Source organism: Vibrio sp. Vf1514 (assembly GCF_052076135.1).
Classification (GTDB): domain Bacteria; phylum Pseudomonadota; class Gammaproteobacteria; order Enterobacterales; family Vibrionaceae; genus Vibrio; species Vibrio furnissii.
The window spans coordinates 2,937,561-2,956,184 of sequence record NZ_CP197267.1; the positions used below are offsets into that span (position 1 = coordinate 2,937,561).

Consider the following 18,624-nt stretch of genomic DNA (forward strand, 5'->3'; position numbering starts at 1 on the left):
CTCGTGAGTGTCAAAAAGCAAACGTTTCCTTTCGAATATGCTAAGATCCGCCGCAAATCATTCCCCCTATTACTGATCCTTGGTTTGGAGTAAGCATGAAACGCGAATTGGCAATGGCTTTTTCACGCGTCACAGAAGGCGCGGCATTGGCTGGATATAAATGGCTTGGCCGTGGCGACAAAAACGCCGCAGATGGCGCGGCAGTAGAAGTGATGCGCACCCTATTAAACAAAACCGAAATCAAGGGTGAGATCGTCATCGGTGAAGGTGAGATCGACGAAGCGCCAATGCTGTACATCGGTGAGCACGTGGGTGTGGGCGGCGACGAAGTGGACATTGCCGTCGACCCGATTGAAGGCACGCGCATGACAGCCATGGGTCAATCCAACGCGCTGGCCGTGCTGGCCGCCGGCGAGAAAGGCAGCTTCCTCAAAGCGCCGGACATGTACATGGAAAAATTGGTGGTCGGCCCAGGCGCGAAAGGCTGTATCGACCTCAACAAACCGCTGAAAGAAAACTTGGAAAATGTGGCCGCCGCGCTGGGTAAATCCCTGAACAATTTGACCGTGATTACGCTGGCAAAACCGCGTCATGAAGCGATGATTGTCGAAATGCAACAGCTCGGTGTGCGCGTGTTCGCGGTGCCAGACGGCGACGTGGCCGCCTCAATTCTGACCTGCATGCCCGACAGCGAAGTGGACATGATGTACTGTGTGGGCGGCGCGCCGGAAGGGGTGGTGTCTGCCGCGGTGATTCGCGCGCTCGATGGCGACATGAACGGCCGTTTGCTGCCCCGTCATAAAGTCAAAGGGGAAACCGAAGACAACCGCATCTGGGGCGCTCGTGAGCTCGAACGTTGCGAACAGATGGGTGTGACCGCGGAAGTGGTGTTGAAACTCGAAGACATGGCGCGCAGCGATAATGTCATCTTCGCCGCCACCGGCATCACCAAAGGCGATTTGCTGGAAGGCATTACCCGCCAAGGCAACATCGCGACCACCGAAACCTTGCTGATTCGTGGCCGCTGCCGCACCATTCGCCGCATCAAGTCGATTCACTATCTGGAGCGTAAAGATCCAGAAGTACGCGAATTCATTCTTTAATCGCGAGCAACAAAAAAGACCGCCAAGGCGGTCTTTTTTTTCGAACTAATTGCAGGTTAAGCGCTTAGAACAGCTCTTCAGCCACCTGGAACAGATCTTTACGTACTGGACGTTTCATGTTTTCAATCGCGTCGATGATGTCGTGGTGAACCAGTTGCTCTTTTTGAATGCCCACACAACGGCCACCGTGACCTTCCATCAATAGATGAACGGCGTAGTTACCCATGCGAGACGCAAGCACGCGGTCAAACGCAGTTGGTTTACCACCCCGTTGAATGTGGCCCAAGATCGTCGCACGAGTCTCACGACCCGTCGCTTTTTCGATCTCTTTCGCCAGTTGGTTCGCATCCATCATCAGTTCAGTCAGCGCGATGATCGCGTGTTTCTTACCTTTCTTGATGCCGTCTTGAATATTAGAAATCAGCTGTTCCATATCCAAACCCGTTTCAGGCGTGATGATGTACTCACAGCCGCCTGCGATCGCAGACATCAGCGTCAAGTCACCGCAGTGACGACCCATGATTTCAACGATCGAAATACGTTGGTGAGAAGAAGACGTGTCACGCAGACGGTCAATCGCTTCGATCACGGTGTTCAGTGCAGTCAGGTAACCGATGGTGTAATCCGTGCCCGCGATGTCGTTGTCGATGGTACCTGGCAGACCGATACATGGGTAACCCATTTCAGTCAGTTTCTTCGCACCCATGTACGAACCGTCACCGCCGATCACAACCAATGCATCGATGCCGTGTGTTTTCAGGTTTTCGATCGCTTTTTCACGCACTGCTTCTTCACGGAACTGCGGGAAACGCGCAGAACCCAGGAATGTACCACCACGGTTAATCACATCAGACACGCTTGAACGGTCTAGCTGCTTGATACGACCTTCGTACAGGCCTTGATAGCCATCGTAGATGCCGAATACTTCAAGACCTGCGCCCAACGCCGTACGAACCACGCCGCGAATCGCAGCATTCATGCCTGGGGCGTCGCCGCCACTTGTCAAAATACCGATCTTCTTAATCATGCTCACCCTCGATTTTTGGGAACTTAATATAATATTTTTCGCGCCGCCCGCCCTGGATTGGCAGGCAGCAAAAGCATTCTATATCTGTGCGTTATGTTACATTTCCTAATTAGGAATACTACTGTTATTTGCACGAAATTCTGTAAGTTTGCTACTTATGTAAGAGTATTACAGTTTCGACCCACAGCGTTGTTGATTCACATCAGGATCAGGTTTTTTAGTTCAATTGGGGAAAAGATAGCCAACCTCGACCACTTTTGCCTCACCACCCTTGGAATTTTTGCTTTCGCTCTGGACCGAAGACCACAGAATACGGATCCTGATGGATTAAAACATCGGCACCGGGAAAAGTTTTGCGCAGCTTCGCTTCCACAATATCCGAGATGCGATGTGCTTCAATTAACGGAATGTTGTCATCCAATTCCAAATGCAGCTGAATGAAACGCACCGGGCCGGACATGCGTGTGCGCAGTTGATGCACGCCCATCACCCCATCAACCGAAAGCGACAAGGTGCGAATCTGCATCAGCTCATCATCAGGCAATTTGCGATCCAGCAGCGTTTGGACTGCGCCATGCGCCATGCGATAAGCGCTGTAGAGAATGTACACCCCAATCCCGACCGCAAACACCGCATCGGCCTGTTTGATGCCAAACCAACTCAGTCCGAGCGCCACCATGATTGCGCCGTTCATAAATAAATCGGACTGATAATGCAGTGAGTCGGCCGCGATGGCCTGACTGCCAGTTTTCTGCACCACGTGGCGCTGGAACATCACCAAGGCAAACGTCACCACCATGGCAAACCCACTGACGTAAATCCCGTACTCTGGCGATTGCAATTCATGGGGGCGGAAGAAACGGTCAATGCCGTTGAGGATCAAAAAGCAAGCAGAGCCGGAGATGAACATCGCTTGCGCCAGCGCCGCCAAGGATTCCGCTTTGCCGTGACCAAAGGTGTGTTCTCGGTCTGCCGGTTGCAGCGAATAGCGCACCACAATTAAGTTGACCACTGACGCGGCGATGTCGAGCAGCGAGTCAATGAGCGACGCCAGCAAGCTGACCGAGCCGGTCACCCACCACGCGGCGATTTTCACGATCAGCAGCAACGTGGCGACTGTGGTCGCGGTCCAAGCGGCGAGGGTCACCAATCTGGCGTATTCCTGTTTCATAGTCTGTTATCCATGCAAATCAATGACGTAATTATACGCAAAAGGCTGTTTGATGTGCGTTAAATCTCATCCGATATCCAGTCAAAAAACGTAAAAAAGGCAGCCGAAGCTGCCTAAAATGCGAGTCACCATTATTCACCAGCTGGTGGCGCAGGTGGCATCATGCGTTGACCTTTTGGTCCCTTGCCATCGTGATGACCGCCACGAGGGCCGTGTTCCCAACATTGATCCATGCGCTCTTGTTGCAGGGTCTGGAACTGCGCTTTTTGCGCTGGCGTTAACACGCTCAGCATGTGATGACGTTTTTCCATCATCTGTACGCGACGTTCCACTTGCATATCGACCATCTGTTTCGCCAGCTCAGTCGCTTGCGCTTTATCGAAGTTAGGCGCCAGCATCAGCGCACGTTCTTTGTCACGCATCGCCTTCATCTGTTCAGACGGCCCCGCCTGACGTTTTTGTTGCATCTGCGCACGGCCATCTTCACGCATCTGACGCAGTTGAGCCTGCTGCTCAGCGCTTAGATTCAGCTGTTTGAAAATCCCACGCTCACCACGTGGACCGCACATCTCATCGTCAGGACCTTTGTTTTTGCCGCCAGCTGCCAGCACACTCGCTGAACCCAGCACCATCGGTAGAACCACAGCGGTAAGCATCAATTTTTTCGCCATTTTCATCATCATATCCTCAATCGTTGCATTCTGACTTACGGGCTGCCCTTGCAGCGCTTGAGTGTAGAATACGACTTGCTAAGTAAAGTGGTGTTTAGGCAGCGTAAAGAATCGTAAAGAGTGCAATTAGCGCTAATTGCGCGCAAACTTTCACAGTAAACTACAGAGAATCCCCCGATGTTTAAGAGGCAGATATGGCGCACATTCTTCTTATTGATGACGACACCGAACTCACTGGTCTACTGAAAGAGGTCTTGAGCTACGAAGGCTTTGAGGTCTCCGAAGCGAACGATGGTGAAGCTGGCTTACACGCCGTCAACGACAGCGTGGATCTGATTCTGCTTGATGTGATGATGCCCAAACTCAATGGCATGGAAACGCTGAAAAAGTTGCGTGAGAAATGGCAAACGCCGGTCTTGATGCTGACCGCCAAAGGCGAAGAGATTGACCGCGTGATTGGCCTAGAACTGGGCGCCGACGATTATCTGCCAAAACCGTTCAGCGACCGCGAGTTGCTGGCGCGCATTCGCGCCATTTTGCGCCGCACGGGCAACCACACGCAAAGCAAGCCAACCGATATGATTGAGTGTCAGGATTTACAACTGTATCCGGGCAAGCAGGAAGCGTATTGCCAAGGGCAATTGCTCGATCTCACCACCACCGAATTTGCCCTGCTGACCCACTTTGTGCAAAACCCGGGCGAAACCCTGACCAAAGAGATGTTGAGCCTCGATGTGCTAGGGAAACGACTGGCGGCATTTGACCGTGCGATTGATATGCATGTGTCGAACCTGCGTAAAAAACTCCCGGAACGCAGTGATGGCAAACCCCGCATTAAAACACTGCGCGGCCGCGGTTACTTGATGATTGTGGAGGATTAATGCGTCTACCGAAGATCAATAGCCTCTACGGCCGCATCTTTGCCATCTTCTGGTTCACCATGATGTTGGTGTTGGTCGCCGTCTTGACGCTGCCGCACCTCGATCCGCGAAAAACGCGCGACATTCCGCCCGAAGGTTACCAACGCCTGCTGGAATACCGCAACGCGATTGAAAACCGCTTTGGGCGCGAAGAAAACTTAGCGCGCATTCTGATGCGGCTGGAAGAGAATGGCGGACACAAAAATGAAGAACGCTCGCGTTTCTTCCTGACTGATCTCGACGGCAACATTCTCACCACCAAAAAACATGCGGATTTCAAACTCAAAGCGCTGCAAAACTTTACCACCAGCATTGAATCGATTGAAAAACCGCAGCAGCGTTTGTATGGCCGCTACATGATTGCCGGCCCCCTGCCAATCCAACTTGCGCAGCGCGATTTGCTGCTTTACGTCGGTTTGCGTTGGGATGAGCCGCCACCGTTTTTATTGCGTCTGTTTGACCGCCCGCTGCAACTGCTGCTGGCCGTCATGGTGGTCAGCACGCCTTTGCTGTTGTGGCTGGCATGGGCCCTGAGTAAACCGGCACAACGTTTGGCATTGGCAGCCCAACGCGTCGCGCGCGGCGAATTTGTGGTCGACCCCAGTTTGGAAAAAGGCACCACCGAGTTTCGCCAAGCCGGACGCAGTTTCAACCAGATGGTCGAAGCGGTGAATCAGATGATTTCTGGCCAGCAGCGCCTGCTGTCCGACATCTCGCACGAACTCCGTTCGCCCTTAACCCGTCTGCGTATGGCCAGCGCATTAGCGACCCGCAAACAGGGCTCCAGCAGCGAGCTGGAACGCATCGACACCGAAGCGCAGCGCCTTGAACGCATGATTGGCGAACTGCTCGAAGTGTCGCGCATGCAGATCAACAGCCACTTGAGCCGCGAAGTGCAGCCGCTGAGCAGCTTGTGGGAAGAACTCTTGTGCGACGCGCAGTTTGAAGCCGAACAAATGCACAAAACCCTGACGCAGGATCCGATCCCAGAATGCAACATTTCCGGCAACCCCACCTTGCTGATGAGCGCGCTGGAAAACATCGTACGCAACGCCATTCATTATGGGCAGGACAAAATTGAAGTGCACTTTGCTGCCACGACACAGCAACTGACCGTCACCGTTGAAGACAACGGCGAAGGCGTGCCCGACAGCGAACTGGCTGAAATTTTCCGCCCCTTCTATCGCGTGTCAACTGCGCGCGATCGCCACAGCGGCGGCACGGGATTGGGGCTAGCGATCACCGAAAGTGCGATTCGCCAACACAGCGGCCAAATCACCGCCAGCCGCAGCCAGCTTGGCGGCTTGAAAGTGCAGTTTACGCTGCCCTTGGATGCGTAACGAAAGACCTTACAAAAGACATAGTTGATAATGAGATTGATTATCAGTAACGTTAAGTCAATCAAACGGAGGATCAACTATGTCTCATATTTTCCCAGAGTTGCCATACGCCTACGATGCACTGGAACCGTACATCGACGCGAAAACCATGGAAGTCCATTACAGTAAGCACCACCGGACTTACTACGACAAATTCATCACGGCCCTCAAAGGCACCGCACACGAACACACCCCGCTCCCGGAATTGTTTGCCCAAATCTCCACCCTGCCCCCCGCCCTGCGCAACAATGGCGGCGGCTACTACAACCACATTCTGTACTGGAACTGCATGGCGCCCCACGGCGGCGGTGAACCCCAAGGGGAGCTTGGCGAAGCCATTCGCGCCACCTTTGGCAGTTTTGAGGCGTTCAAAGAACAGTTTGCCCAAGCGGCGGTCAACACCTTCGGGTCGGGCTTTGCCTGGTTAGTGGTGAATGAGGGCGCCCTGCACATCAGCGCCACCAGCAATCAGGATAACCCGCTGATGGATGTCGCCAGCGTGCGCGGTGAACCGATTCTGGCACTGGATGTGTGGGAACACGCCTATTACATCAGCTACCAAAACCGCCGCCCGGAATACATTGATGCGTGGTGGCATGTGGTTGACTGGGAAGCGGTGGGCGAAAACTACGCGGTCGCCAAAGCGCTCTCGGCCTAAGCGGCGTCCGTCCCTTGCTCGCATCTTGCCGTGACTTGGGTATATACTCCGTCGCTCAGCAAGAGAGGAATGAACGCGTCATGTTTGATATCGCCCTGTATGAACCCGAGATTGCGCCGAACACCGGCAACATCATTCGTTTGTGTGCCAACTGCGGTGCCAACCTGCATCTGATTGAGCCGCTGGGGTTTGATCTCGAAGAGAAGAAAGTGCGCCGTGCCGGGCTGGATTATCACGATCTGGCGCGCGTGACTCGCCACAAAGATTATCAGGCGTTCATCGCATTTCTGGAAGCGCGGGGCGATTACCGCATTTTTGCCTGCACCACCAAAACCACCGGCCATCATGTCGATGCGCAGTTCCAACGCGGTGATGTGTTACTGTTTGGCCCGGAAACCCGTGGCTTGCCCGCAGACCTGATTGAAAGCCTGCCGATGGCGCAGCGCATTCGCATTCCAATGATGCCTGAAGCACGCAGCCTGAATTTGTCCAACGCGGTGGCGATCATCGCGTTTGAAGCGTGGCGTCAAATGGGGTTTGAAGGCGCACGTTAAATCGCGCGAAACAAGGCATCCAACCCGCTCATGAACACCGAATCATCGGCAATAAAAAAGCTCTCCCATGGAGAGCTTTTTCGTTATAGGAAGCTGGTTTACGGACGATTGAGTTTGTCCTGATCATCCTGCTTGCGCTCAAATTCACCATCAAATGTTTGGCCGTGATGCGACGACGAGTGCGTCTCGCCATCACGCTCAAAGTGACTGGACTGAAATCCGGATGCCATAGGGGTCACCACCATTTTGCTCATCAGGGAGTGCGCCAGCTTGGCACGAGGCGCGGGCAGCAGAATCACCATGCCGAGCACATCGGTCATAAACCCCGGCACCACCAGCAACACGCCAGCCATCGCCAACAATACGCCTTCCACTATCTGCTGCGCTGGCATCTCGCCGCGCTGCATACGTTGCTGCACCGTCATCAAGGTATTGAGTCCTTGGCTGCGCACCAGCGACGCGCCGACAAACGCAGTGATCAACACCAACGCAATCGTCGGCCACAGCCCCAGCACGCCACCCACCTGAATAAACAGGCCGATTTCGATCACTGGCACTGCAATAAATAAAATCAGTAGTATCGGAAACACAGTCCCTCCTTATTATCGGCTACAACCTTAGCGCCAAGCGCTAGGCACTTCAAGCGCTCAACACGAGGCAAAAATGTAGCGAATTATTGCCTGAGAGGAAAATTTCTCTGAATGAAAATCAAGTGGATAGCTCGAAACGCCCGAATTCACTGGCCTCAGCGTTGGCAAATTAGCAAAGGCTCAACTACCTTTTAAACACAGATTTCACTCAACATGTATCATAATGAAACGGGTTGCCAATACGCTAAAAAAAACGGTGATTCTGTGGCTAGGGCTGTCGTTGATTCCGCTGGGCTACTATTACCATTTATCTGACAAAGCGCATCAGTTCTTGCTCGACCGATTGGAAGTGCAGGGTTTGCAGTTCCTGTCGTTTGTCGATGCCAAGGCCAGCCGCACGCACGCCCAAATTCAAAAATCCTTTTATGAAATGAGCCACTCCCCACTGCTGTTGGATTTCGCGCTCAGCAACAACCCACAATACCGGGGCTACCTCGAAAGCCAGTGGTATCTCACCTCATTTAATTCCGGTTTGTTTTACCAATTACGCTATTTAGACCAAGCCGGTACCGAGGTGATTCGAGTCGATTACACGCCGCAGATGACCCACCCGTTTATCGTCCCCATCAGCCAACTGCAAGAGAAAGGACATCGTGACTATTTCCATTACGCGCAGCAATTAACCCCCGGCGAACAAGGCTACTTCGGCATCGATTTGGAATACGAACATGGCCTGCCGGTGATCCCCTATAAACCCGGTTTTCGCATTCTCTATCCGATTGACACACTGGCGGGGCGGCAAGGCTATTTCATTGCCAACCTCGACGTAATGGAGGTGATTCATCAAATCACGGAGAACACACAGAACCTGTCGATCGACTTTGTCGACGCACAGGGATATTTCATTGTCAGCAGTGACGACAACAAACTATTTGGTGATTTAATTCAAACACGCGCATTCAACAACCTGCCACGCGAGTACCCCGACGTGTGGCGCGCAATTCAGCAGCATCCCAATCAACGCGGCACCTTGTTGACCCAAGATGGTTTTTTCATTTACCAACCCTTTGAAAATCAACTCTTTGGATCCGTTGGCGGGTTAACGATGCTGACGCATTACGATCCCGCCACCTTGCAACAGATCTTTCAAACCCGCGATGAGCAAATTCGATCCGATGCGATCACCATCTGGTTGTGTTTGGGCTTAGCATCTGTGGTGCTGGGCATGTTGTGGGAAGCGTTTCACATGGTGCGCATGGATCAAACCTACGCTCAGTTTGTGATGGACAATGGCGTCGCCATCGCATTTGCCAATCGCGAGCACCGCATTTTGCGCGCCAATGCTCGCTTTAGCGAGCTGGTGGGCATTGATCTGCACCTGCTGCATGGGCGCAGTGTGTTGGACATTCTCCCCTCGCGCCACAAGCAGAAATTGATGCTCAATCAACTGGCGCAACAAGGCGAATGGAAAGGTCAATACAGCCTGCAAGATCCCGATGGTCACGAGGTGATGTGTAAAACAGAAGTGCGGGCATTGGCGGGGAAAATCGCCAAAGTGCAGTACTACGTGTACTCATTTACCGACATCTCCGAACATTACAATGCGATTGTCGAACTCAAAGAACGCAGCGAACGCGACCCCGCCACCTCGCTGTGGAACAAGAAGAAATTCGAGCACACCTTGCAGTATTACGCGCGCCTGAAACAGCGTTACCCCAATCAACCGCCCACCTGCCTCGCCATCATCGATATCGATTCATTCAAAGCGATCAACGACTCGCTCGGCCACACCGTCGGTGACGAAGTGATCTTGTATGTCGCGATTCAATTGCAATCACTGCTGCGTGATACCGACTTCATCGCGCGCATCGGCGGTGATGAGTTTGCAGTAATCATTCAGCACACGGATATTCACCAAGCGGTGAAGCTGATGCAGCGCGTCTGCACCGCCATTTCGTCGTGGCCACAGCACAAAGTCACGGTCAGTGTCGGCGTTGCCGAAGTGACCGCCGAAGCCCCGCAAACCTGCACCAATGCCGACAAAGCCATGTACCGCTCCAAGCGCAAAGGCAAAAATTGCGTCTCGGCACATGGTTTTGAAAATTTGACGGTAGTTGAGTCACATCGCGTGTAATTCTTTTCTGAAAATTGAACTAAAAAGTGATCCAGTTCCTATTTTTTAAATACTACTCAAGTATTATGTGCCACAGAAGTCAGGACGGATTTTCCAGCCAATAATTCTGATGAATGGATTCTTAAGGCAGAAATGGCTAAGCATTTTAAATCTAATCAGAATAATTATCTTAAGGATCCTGTTATGGCTACCCTATCTGATGCTCCAATGACATCCACCACAGCCACTCGCATCGAAGAAGATCTATTAGGTCAACGTCACGTACCGGCCGACGCTTACTACGGCATTCACACCCTGCGCGCAATGGAAAACTTTAACATCTCGAATGTCACCATTTCAGATGTACCAGAGTTAGTGCGCGGTATGGTGATGACCAAAAAAGCAGCTGCACTCGCAAACAAAGAACTGAGCGTAATTCCTAAGGATGTGGCGAATTACATCATTCAAGCGTGTGACTTGATTCTGGAAACTGGCAAATGTATGGACCAGTTCCCTTCAGACGTCTTCCAAGGCGGCGCAGGCACTTCTGTGAACATGAATGCGAACGAAGTGATTGCAAACGTTGCGCTTGAGCTCATGGGCAAAGAAAAAGGTCAATACGAGTTCGTGAACCCGAATGACCATGTGAACAAGAGCCAATCCACCAACTGTGCATACCCAACCGGTTTCCGTATTGCGGTATACAACAGCGTGCTGAAACTGATTGACGCGATTGAATACCTCAAAGGCGCATTCGAACTGAAAAGCGTTGAGTTCAAAACTATCCTGAAAATGGGTCGTACTCAGCTTCAAGACGCAGTTCCAATGACTGTTGGCCAAGAATTCCACGCTTGGGCAGTAACACTGAACGAAGAAATTCGTGCCCTGCAATACACCTCAAAACTGTTGCTTGAAGTGAACATCGGTGCAACTGCGATCGGTACGGGTCTGAACGCGGCACCAGGTTACCAAGCGGCTGCCATCAAACACTTGGCTGAAGTGACTGGCCTTGAAGTGGTTCCAGCAGAAGACTTGATCGAAGCAACATCTGACTGTGGTGCGTACGTGATGACTCACGGTGCACTGAAACGCCTTGCGGTGAAACTGTCTAAAATCTGTAACGACCTACGTCTGCTGTCTTCTGGCCCACGTGCAGGTCTGAACGAACTGAACCTACCTGAGCTTCAAGCAGGTTCTTCTATCATGCCAGCAAAAGTAAACCCAGTTGTGCCAGAAGTGGTCAACCAAGTGTGCTTTAAAGTGCTTGGTAACGACAACACGGTATCGTTCGCAGCCGAAGGCGGTCAGCTACAGCTGAACGTGATGGAACCTGTGATCGGTCAAGCGATGTTTGAATCCATTTCACTGCTGTCTAACGCGTGTGTGAACCTGCGTGACAAATGTATCGATGGCATCACAGTGAACAAAGAAATCTGTGAAGGCTACGTGTTCAACTCAATCGGTATCGTCACTTACCTGAACCCATACATTGGCCACCATGAAGGTGACATCGTGGGTAAAATCTGTGCTGAAACCGGTAAGAGCGTACGCGAAGTTGTGCTTGAGCGCGGCCTACTGACTGAAGAAGAATTGGATGACATCTTCTCAGTAGAAAACCTGATGCACCCACAATACAAAGCAAAACGCTACGAATAAGCACTTCTCGATCAGGCCCCTTTCCGGGGCCTGTTTTGTTCGTATTTTTGGTGATACGCAACGGACCTGCTCCAACCGCCCCTGTTTTAATTATCTGAGGATTTATCCCCCTGAGTTCTCAGATAATTAAATTAATAATATTAAACGAGGTATCACTATGGTTTGGGTTGAACTGTTAGTTGTTCTGCTCTTTATCTTTTTGGGAGCACGTATCGGCGGTATCGGGATCGGTTTTGCCGGTGGCGCTGGTGTCATTGTCCTGTCTCTTGTTCTGGGCGTTCCGACCAGTCAAGCTTTCATTCCTGTCGACGTAATTCTGATCATCATGTCCGTGATCACAGCGATTGCTGCCATGCAGGTTGCTGGTGGGATGGATTGGCTTGTACAGATCGCGGAAAACTTTTTACGTAAACACCCTGAACGCATCACCTTCTACGCCCCAATCGTGACATTCTTCATGACACTGATGGCGGGTACTGGCCACACTGCATTCTCAACACTACCTGTGATTGCTGAAGTGGCGAAAGGCCAAGGCGTACGCCCATCACGTCCGCTGTCTATCGCGGTGGTCGCCTCACAAATCGCGATCACCGCCTCGCCAATTTCTGCTGCCGTAGTCGCTTTTGCCGCGATGCTGGTACCGTTTGGCGTGGACTACTTAACCCTGCTGGCCATCTGTATTCCAACCACATTCGCGGCCTGTATGGTCGGTGCGTTTGTGGCAAACTTCATGGGTTGTGAGCTGAAAGACGATCCGGTTTACCAAGAAAACCTCGCCAAAGGTTTGGTGAAACTAGACAACGACCACAAGCGTGAAATTCTACCAACGGCCAAACCAGCAACTTACATCTTCCTTGCTGCGATTGCGTTTGTGGTGTGTTACGCCGCTGCAATTTCGTCTTCTGTCGGTTTGATTGAAAACCCTGCGCTTGGCCGTAACGAAGCGATCATGACTGTGATGCTTGCCGCTGCGGCAGCCATCGTGATGGTGACCAAAATCGACGCGTCTAAAATTGCATCCGCTGCCACCTTCCGCTCTGGTATGACCGCATGTGTGTGCGTTCTGGGTGTGGCATGGTTAGGTTCAACCTTTGTGAACGCGCACGTAGATGGCATCAAAGAAGTGGCTGGCGCCCTGTTGGCAGACTACCCATGGATGCTGGCATTGGTGCTGTTCTTTGCGTCGATGCTGCTGTACTCACAAGGGGCAACCACGGTTGCCCTGATGCCTGCCGCATTGGCGATTGGTGTGGCACCGCTGACTGCAGTTGCATCTTTTGCAGCCGTGAGCGCGCTGTTTGTACTGCCAACTTACCCAACCCTGTTGGCGGCAGTCGAAATGGATGACACCGGTTCAACTCGCATTGGTAAATATGTGTTTAACCACGCATTCTTTATTCCAGGCGTGGTGACCATTGCATCGGCAGTGGCCTTTGGCTTCCTGTTCGGTGGCCTGTTCATCTAGAGAATAAAGTGCAATCAAGGGGAGCTTCGGCTCCCTTTTTTTATGACTCAAGACTGCCCGCGCGACCCGCCTCTTTTTACGCCACCATCGGTTGCCTATCGAATCCACGAATCGGTGCGCTCAAGCGACTTGATTTAAATCAAGCATTAGTGCAAAAGTTATTTTTTACCCGCTGAATTTTCAACTGAATAAAATTCCCCTGTTTGAAATAGACGAAATAAAATATCGCTTATATTCGCGAACAACCTGAATTAATCAAGAATAGAATTCCATTATTTATACACAATTACCCTGACTTATTTTGAGTCTAATTTCGGCCACGAATCACCACTCAATAATTTGTGAACCACCGCTAAGATAATCCCCACCAGCCTCTTTAGAATTTCTTTAACGATGAAGCGTTATTCACTTCATCACCATGAATAAAAATAAGATTTTTTGCCATATTTATTAATTTTCCTTAAGCTTTATTTCACTTAATACGTTGCCATATTCGATAATATTGCAATTAAGGTTTTCTAAGTTACTGATTTGAGATGCCGGTTGGACGATGTAACCTATCTATTTTTGTTTTCGCGCCAATATAGGTATGCATCGCCCCGCTCAAAACGGGCCTGAGAAAACAATCCGGTGAATAGAGAATATTAGCCACCAAACGCGTTCAGAGCGTTCTATTTTCTGAATGTAAGGAGACAGCTATGACAACCCAAACTGCACCCACAGAACGTAAAGGCGGCTTTCTGGCCAACTTTAAGTTCCCCTCCGCCTACACCATTCTCTTTGTGTTGATCGCCCTGGTGGCGATGCTCACCTGGATCGTGCCCGCCGGTCAGTACGACCGAGCTATGAACGAAGACCTCGGCCGTGAAGTGCCCGTTGCTGGCACCTACCACGCCACCGAAGGCAACCCACAAGGCGTGATTGATGTCTTGCTTGCGCCGATTGACGGCTTCTACGATCACAACAGCTATGAAGCGGCGGCGATTGACGTGTCGCTATTCATTCTGGTGATTGGTGGCTTCCTTGGCTTGGTGACCAAAACCGGAGCGATTGACGCCGGTATTGAACGTGTCACCGCACGCTTGGAAGGCCGCGAAGAGTTGATGATTCCCATTCTGATGGCGCTGTTTGCCACTGGCGGGACCGTGTATGGCATGGCGGAAGAATCCCTGCCGTTCTACACCTTGTTGGTGCCGGTGATGATGGCCGCTCGTTTTGACCCTGTGGTGGCCGCTGCGACCGTTTTGCTCGGCGCAGGCATTGGTACCCTCGGTTCCACCATCAACCCGTTTGCAACCGTCATCGCGGCCAATGCGGCGGGCATTCCCTTCACCGATGGCATCTGGTTACGCGTGGCGATGCTGATTGTGGGTTGGATCATCTGTGTCATGTACGTCATGCGCTACGCCAAAATGGTGCGTGCCGACCAAAGCAAATCCATCGTGTTTGATAAATACGAAGAGAACAAAGCGCACTTCCTGGGCAGCCGCAGTGGTGAAACCCTGGAGTTCACTGGCACGCGTAAAGTGATTCTGACTATTTTCGCGGCTGCGTTTGCCGTGATGATTTACGGGGTCTCCGTCGCCGGATGGTGGATGGCGGAAATCTCGGCCATGTTCCTTGGCGCGACCATCATCATCGGTTTGGTCGCTCGCATGAGCGAAGAAGAGTTTACCTCAAGCTTTATTGATGGCGCCCGTGACCTACTGGGTGTGGCTCTGATCATCGGGATTGCACGCGGTATCGTGGTGGTCATGGACCGCGGCATGATCACCGACACCATTCTGAATTCAGCCGAACAACTGGTGACTGGCCTGTCATCGGTGATTTTCATCAACGTGATGTACTGGTTGGAAATCCTGTTGTCGTTCTTGGTGCCTTCTTCATCTGGTTTGGCCGTCCTGACCATGCCGATCATGGCACCATTGGCCGACTTTGCAGGCGTGGGTCGTGAACTGGTGGTGACCGCTTACCAATCTGCGTCCGGTATCGTCAACCTCATCACGCCCACTTCAGCAGTGGTGATGGGTGGCTTAGCGATTGCCCGTGTCCCTTACGTGCGCTGGCTAAAATGGGTCGCCCCGCTACTGGGTATTCTGTGTGTGCTGATCATGATCATGCTCAGTGTCGGTGCCTTTATGTAACACCGAATTCGTGACCCCGAGGCCTGCCACACCAAAGCCTCTACTGCTCACCAAGCCGCGCTCAGCGCGGCTTTTTTCTGCCCGCCATCTCATGATCCATGGCACAGGGTTTTGCGCCATGACGGGGCAAGAAACGCCATCAGGACGCCGTTTCTCTTTCGTCCTTTAGCTTTCGTCCGCGATTTGTCGCCTCAGTCGTCCGTTCCCCATCTTCTGCGACCCAGCTTCGGCCTCCAATCATTCGACCCCAGCCTTTCGACACCAGCCTTTCGACACCTGCTTTTGCTGCTCGCCTTTCAACAGCAAATGCCCTCGACTACACGGTTCGGCGCATCCATGCCGCCGTCTTGAATCTAGTCGGTTCAAGCTATGGATAATTAGTGCCAAACGCGGAAATATTATTCTGCCGCATTTTTTCATGCGCGCGTGATGCACAATATTCGGATTCAAAATGCGACGTTTTTTATCATCACCCCAAACTTTGGACGCGTATTTTCAATTGTCTCAGATCAATATTTTGCACGATATTTTTGTTACAACACGGCCATTCGCGGCGGTTAAAGTCACTATCTACCCTTTAGAAATGCATACTTCGGTCGTTCAACAAGCCGAATAAATCAAATTAAATTGCATAAACTTCCCCAATTATCAATTCATCTCACTAATTTCATGAATATTCTTTATTTTGCTCGATTAAATTTCCGTAAATGACGCGCATTCACCCAAGCGTATCAATCCCTATTCGATGAATAAACATTGTTAAAAAGGACTATTTTTGGCGGTCATTTATTAAAAATCGAACTGTGATCGTTCTCTAAGAAAGGCCTCTCTCACTGGGTAATATGAATATCAGAACGAAACAATGAATTAATTAAAAGCTAATTTAAATTCATTACCTAACCCTACAAATAAATATGTATTTCAAATTAAGAAATACACAGAAAATAAGAGAGATACGATTATGAGTAAGTTATACGTAGGTTCTGAAATCGGTCAATTACGTCGCGTTTTAATTCACCGTCCACGTCGCGCACTCACCCACCTGACGCCATCAAACTGTCACGACCTGTTATTTGATGACGTTTTGGATATCGAACGTGCGGGCAAAGAACACGATGTGTTTGCCCAAACACTTCGCGACCAAGGTGTGGAAGTATTGCTGCTCACCAATTTGCTTGCAGAAACACTGGATGTGCCGGAAGCCAAAGAATGGCTGCTGAATACGCAAATTTCTGATAACCGTTTTGGTCCAACGTTCGCCAATGATCTGCGCTGCTACCTTGCAGATCAACCCCACATGGAATTGGCGAAAATTCTGACCGGCGGTCTGTCTTACGGTCAGCTACCCATCAAATCGTCTTCTATTTTACAAACCATGAACAAGGCGAACGATTTCATCATCAAACCGTTGCCAAACCACCTGTTCACTCGTGACACCTCATGCTGGGTTTACGGGGGTGTATCCATCAACCCAATGGCGAAAGTGGCACGCCAACGTGAAACCAACCACCTGCGTGCAATTTACCGCTGGCACCCAACATTCGCCGGCCAAGACTTCATCAAGTACTTCGGCGACGAAGAACGCAACTACGACAAATCCACCATTGAAGGCGGTGACGTTCTGGTGATTGGTCGCGGCGCTGTGCTGATTGGTATGTCAGAACGTACCACGCCACAAGGGGTTGAGCAGTTGGCTTCTTCTCTGTTCAAACATGGCCAAGCCAAACAAGTGATCGCACTGGAACTGCCAAAAGATCGTTCTTGCATGCACTTGGATACGGTGATGACACACATGCGTGAAGACACCTTCTCTGTGTATCCAAACGTGATTCCAGATGATGTGAACTGCTGGAGCCTGACCGGTGATGAATCTGGCCGCGTGAAAGCGACCCAACAAGCATCTTACATTCACACCATCGAAAACGCATTGGGCGTCGACAAACTGAACATGATCACCACCGGCGGTGACAGTTTCGAAGCCGAACGTGAACAGTGGAACGATGCCAACAACGTGTTGACCGTTCGTCCTGGCGTGGTGATTGGTTACGAACGTAACACCTACACCAACGAAAAATACGACAAAGCCGGCATCACCGTTCTGCCAATTCCGGGTGATGAACTGGGCCGCGGCCGTGGCGGTGCACGCTGCATGAGCTGCCCAATTGAACGTGATGACATCTAGTGACTAACTCGGGCCGGGGCTGACCTTCCTCTGCCAGCTTCGGCCCACATAATAAGAGATATAACCATGACTAAACAAACAGTAGTCGTCGCATTAGGTGGTAACGCATTGCTTCGTCGCGGTGAACCGTTAGAAGCGGATGTTCAACGCCACAACATTGAAATTGCAGCCAAAACCATTTCTGAAATTGCCAAAGCATACAACGTGGTGTTGGTGCACGGTAATGGTCCACAAGTGGGATTGCTCGCGCTGCAAGGTTTGGAATACAAGAAAGTAAACCCTTACCCACTTGACGTGTTGGGTAGCGAAACTCAAGGCATGATCGGTTACATGTTGATGCAGGAATTCAAAAACCTGCTGCCAGAACGCAACGTGACTTGCATGCTGACTCAAATGTCGGTCGATCCGAACGACCCGGCCTTTGCCGACCCGACCAAACCGATTGGTCCAGTCTACGAAGAAGCCGAAGCGCGTGAAATGGCCGAGAAGTACCACTGGACGGTGAAACCGGACGGCAAATACTTCCGCCGCGTGGTGCCAAGCCCACAACCCACCGGCATCATCGAACATGAAGCGATCACCAAGCTCATCGATGAAGGCCACTTGGTGATCTGTACTGGCGGTGGCGGCATCCCGGTCAAACGTGATAACGGCAAATTGGTCGGTGTGGAAGCAGTGATCGACAAAGACATGTCAGCCGCATTCCTTGCCAAACAGATCGGCGCCGATGCACTGCTGATCCTGACCGATGCCGATGCGGTGTACCTCGACTGGGGCAAACCAACTCAAACCGCACTGCGCAACACCACCCCGTCTGAGCTGGCGAAATACCAATTTGATGCAGGCTCCATGGGGCCAAAAATCGAAGCGTCCTGCGAATTCATTCGCAAAGGCGGCACCGTGGTTGGCATTGGCGCGCTGCAAGATGGCTTGCGCATTCTGGAAGGCCAAGCAGGCACCAACATCACTCGCGATCAGTAATCACCCGTGC

At 51.4% G+C, this 18,624-nt stretch carries 15 protein-coding genes; 11 read left to right on the forward strand and 4 right to left on the reverse strand.

Annotated features, from left to right (window positions below; translation table 11 throughout):
* Positions 1–95: 95 nt before the first annotated feature.
* Positions 96–1,103 carry a class II fructose-bisphosphatase gene (gene glpX, locus ACS18Q_RS13660; protein WP_004728516.1) on the forward strand — a complete coding sequence of 336 codons (1,008 nt, stop codon included), beginning with the start codon at positions 96–98 and terminating at the stop codon, positions 1,101–1,103.
* A gap of 64 nt (positions 1,104–1,167) precedes the next feature.
* Here glpX and pfkA read toward each other — a convergent pair whose 3' ends face one another.
* The 3 genes from pfkA to ACS18Q_RS13675 all read right to left on the reverse strand — a co-directional run bounded on the left by pfkA (position 1,168) and on the right by ACS18Q_RS13675 (position 3,978).
* On the reverse strand, positions 1,168–2,130 hold the full coding sequence (gene pfkA, locus ACS18Q_RS13665; RefSeq protein WP_004728515.1) for a 6-phosphofructokinase: 963 nt from the start codon (positions 2,128–2,130) through the stop codon (positions 1,168–1,170).
* Between the two features lie 262 nt (positions 2,131–2,392).
* Positions 2,393–3,301, reverse strand: a complete 909-nt coding sequence (fieF, locus tag ACS18Q_RS13670; protein WP_004728514.1) for a CDF family cation-efflux transporter FieF — start codon at positions 3,299–3,301, stop codon at positions 2,393–2,395.
* A gap of 131 nt (positions 3,302–3,432) precedes the next feature.
* Entirely contained in the window at positions 3,433–3,978 is a 546-nt protein-coding gene (locus ACS18Q_RS13675; protein ID WP_154181306.1) for a CpxP family protein, read from the reverse strand.
* A 188-nt stretch (positions 3,979–4,166) separates the two neighbouring features.
* Here ACS18Q_RS13675 and ACS18Q_RS13680 point away from each other — a divergent pair, with 188 nt between their 5' ends.
* The 4 genes from ACS18Q_RS13680 to trmL all read left to right on the forward strand — a co-directional run bounded on the left by ACS18Q_RS13680 (position 4,167) and on the right by trmL (position 7,483).
* Positions 4,167–4,853 carry a response regulator gene (locus ACS18Q_RS13680; RefSeq protein WP_004728512.1) on the forward strand — a complete coding sequence of 229 codons (687 nt, stop codon included), beginning with the start codon at positions 4,167–4,169 and terminating at the stop codon, positions 4,851–4,853.
* Positions 4,853–6,232, forward strand: coding sequence for an envelope stress sensor histidine kinase CpxA (gene cpxA / locus ACS18Q_RS13685; protein ID WP_004728511.1), 1,380 nt, complete (start codon positions 4,853–4,855; stop codon positions 6,230–6,232). Before ACS18Q_RS13680 ends, cpxA begins: the two co-directional genes overlap by 1 nt.
* A 79-nt stretch (positions 6,233–6,311) precedes the next feature.
* Positions 6,312–6,929: a superoxide dismutase gene (locus ACS18Q_RS13690; RefSeq protein ID WP_154180473.1), complete on the forward strand. Its 618-nt coding sequence runs from the start codon at positions 6,312–6,314 to the stop codon at positions 6,927–6,929.
* 80 nt (positions 6,930–7,009) lie between these two features.
* The gene (gene trmL, locus ACS18Q_RS13695; protein ID WP_004728509.1) at positions 7,010–7,483 is read left to right on the forward strand and encodes a tRNA (uridine(34)/cytosine(34)/5-carboxymethylaminomethyluridine(34)-2'-O)-methyltransferase TrmL; all 474 of its coding nucleotides are present in this window, start codon (positions 7,010–7,012) and stop codon (positions 7,481–7,483) included.
* Between the two features lie 98 nt (positions 7,484–7,581).
* Here the strand turns inward: trmL and ACS18Q_RS13700 are convergent, their stop codons facing one another.
* Complete coding sequence (locus tag ACS18Q_RS13700) at positions 7,582–8,073, reverse strand: FxsA family protein (protein WP_004728508.1); 492 nt, start codon at positions 8,071–8,073, stop codon at positions 7,582–7,584.
* A gap of 223 nt (positions 8,074–8,296) precedes the next feature.
* Between ACS18Q_RS13700 and ACS18Q_RS13705 the strand changes: the two genes are divergently transcribed.
* The 6 genes from ACS18Q_RS13705 to arcC all read left to right on the forward strand — a co-directional run bounded on the left by ACS18Q_RS13705 (position 8,297) and on the right by arcC (position 18,614).
* On the forward strand, positions 8,297–10,207 hold the full coding sequence (locus ACS18Q_RS13705) for a GGDEF domain-containing protein (protein ID WP_143680259.1): 1,911 nt from the start codon (positions 8,297–8,299) through the stop codon (positions 10,205–10,207).
* A 183-nt stretch (positions 10,208–10,390) separates the two neighbouring features.
* Positions 10,391–11,842 (forward strand): aspartate ammonia-lyase, encoded by a 1,452-nt coding sequence (gene aspA, locus ACS18Q_RS13710; RefSeq protein ID WP_004728506.1) that lies wholly within the window; start codon positions 10,391–10,393, stop codon positions 11,840–11,842.
* 157 nt (positions 11,843–11,999) lie between these two features.
* Positions 12,000–13,307: an anaerobic C4-dicarboxylate transporter gene (locus ACS18Q_RS13715; protein ID WP_004728505.1), complete on the forward strand. Its 1,308-nt coding sequence runs from the start codon at positions 12,000–12,002 to the stop codon at positions 13,305–13,307.
* A gap of 698 nt (positions 13,308–14,005) precedes the next feature.
* The gene (locus ACS18Q_RS13720; RefSeq protein WP_004728504.1) at positions 14,006–15,451 is read left to right on the forward strand and encodes a YfcC family protein; all 1,446 of its coding nucleotides are present in this window, start codon (positions 14,006–14,008) and stop codon (positions 15,449–15,451) included.
* Positions 15,452–16,412: 961 nt separating this feature from the next.
* Positions 16,413–17,633 (forward strand): arginine deiminase, encoded by a 1,221-nt coding sequence (gene arcA, locus ACS18Q_RS13725; RefSeq protein WP_004728502.1) that lies wholly within the window; start codon positions 16,413–16,415, stop codon positions 17,631–17,633.
* A 66-nt stretch (positions 17,634–17,699) separates the two neighbouring features.
* Positions 17,700–18,614, forward strand: coding sequence for a carbamate kinase (arcC, locus tag ACS18Q_RS13730; RefSeq protein ID WP_441257166.1), 915 nt, complete (start codon positions 17,700–17,702; stop codon positions 18,612–18,614).
* The last annotated feature ends 10 nt before the right edge of the window (positions 18,615–18,624 follow it).

Excerpts from the sequence above, each read along its gene's own strand:
- ACS18Q_RS13690 (WP_154180473.1), top strand. The coding sequence starts at position 6,312 with ATGTCTCATATTTTCCCAGAGTTGCCATACGCCTACGATGCACTGGAA.
- ACS18Q_RS13705 (WP_143680259.1), top strand. The coding sequence starts at position 8,297 with ATGAAACGGGTTGCCAATACGCTAAAAAAAACGGTGATTCTGTGGCTA.
- ACS18Q_RS13715 (WP_004728505.1), top strand. The coding sequence starts at position 12,000 with ATGGTTTGGGTTGAACTGTTAGTTGTTCTGCTCTTTATCTTTTTGGGA.
- ACS18Q_RS13675 (WP_154181306.1), bottom strand. The coding sequence starts at position 3,978 with ATGAAAATGGCGAAAAAATTGATGCTTACCGCTGTGGTTCTACCGATG.
- ACS18Q_RS13680 (WP_004728512.1), top strand. The coding sequence starts at position 4,167 with ATGGCGCACATTCTTCTTATTGATGACGACACCGAACTCACTGGTCTA.
- glpX (WP_004728516.1), top strand. The coding sequence starts at position 96 with ATGAAACGCGAATTGGCAATGGCTTTTTCACGCGTCACAGAAGGCGCG.
- trmL (WP_004728509.1), top strand. The coding sequence starts at position 7,010 with ATGTTTGATATCGCCCTGTATGAACCCGAGATTGCGCCGAACACCGGC.
- ACS18Q_RS13720 (WP_004728504.1), top strand. The coding sequence starts at position 14,006 with ATGACAACCCAAACTGCACCCACAGAACGTAAAGGCGGCTTTCTGGCC.
- aspA (WP_004728506.1), top strand. The coding sequence starts at position 10,391 with ATGGCTACCCTATCTGATGCTCCAATGACATCCACCACAGCCACTCGC.
- cpxA (WP_004728511.1), top strand. The coding sequence starts at position 4,853 with ATGCGTCTACCGAAGATCAATAGCCTCTACGGCCGCATCTTTGCCATC.
- arcA (WP_004728502.1), top strand. The coding sequence starts at position 16,413 with ATGAGTAAGTTATACGTAGGTTCTGAAATCGGTCAATTACGTCGCGTT.
- arcC (WP_441257166.1), top strand. The coding sequence starts at position 17,700 with ATGACTAAACAAACAGTAGTCGTCGCATTAGGTGGTAACGCATTGCTT.
- fieF (WP_004728514.1), bottom strand. The coding sequence starts at position 3,301 with ATGAAACAGGAATACGCCAGATTGGTGACCCTCGCCGCTTGGACCGCG.
- pfkA (WP_004728515.1), bottom strand. The coding sequence starts at position 2,130 with ATGATTAAGAAGATCGGTATTTTGACAAGTGGCGGCGACGCCCCAGGC.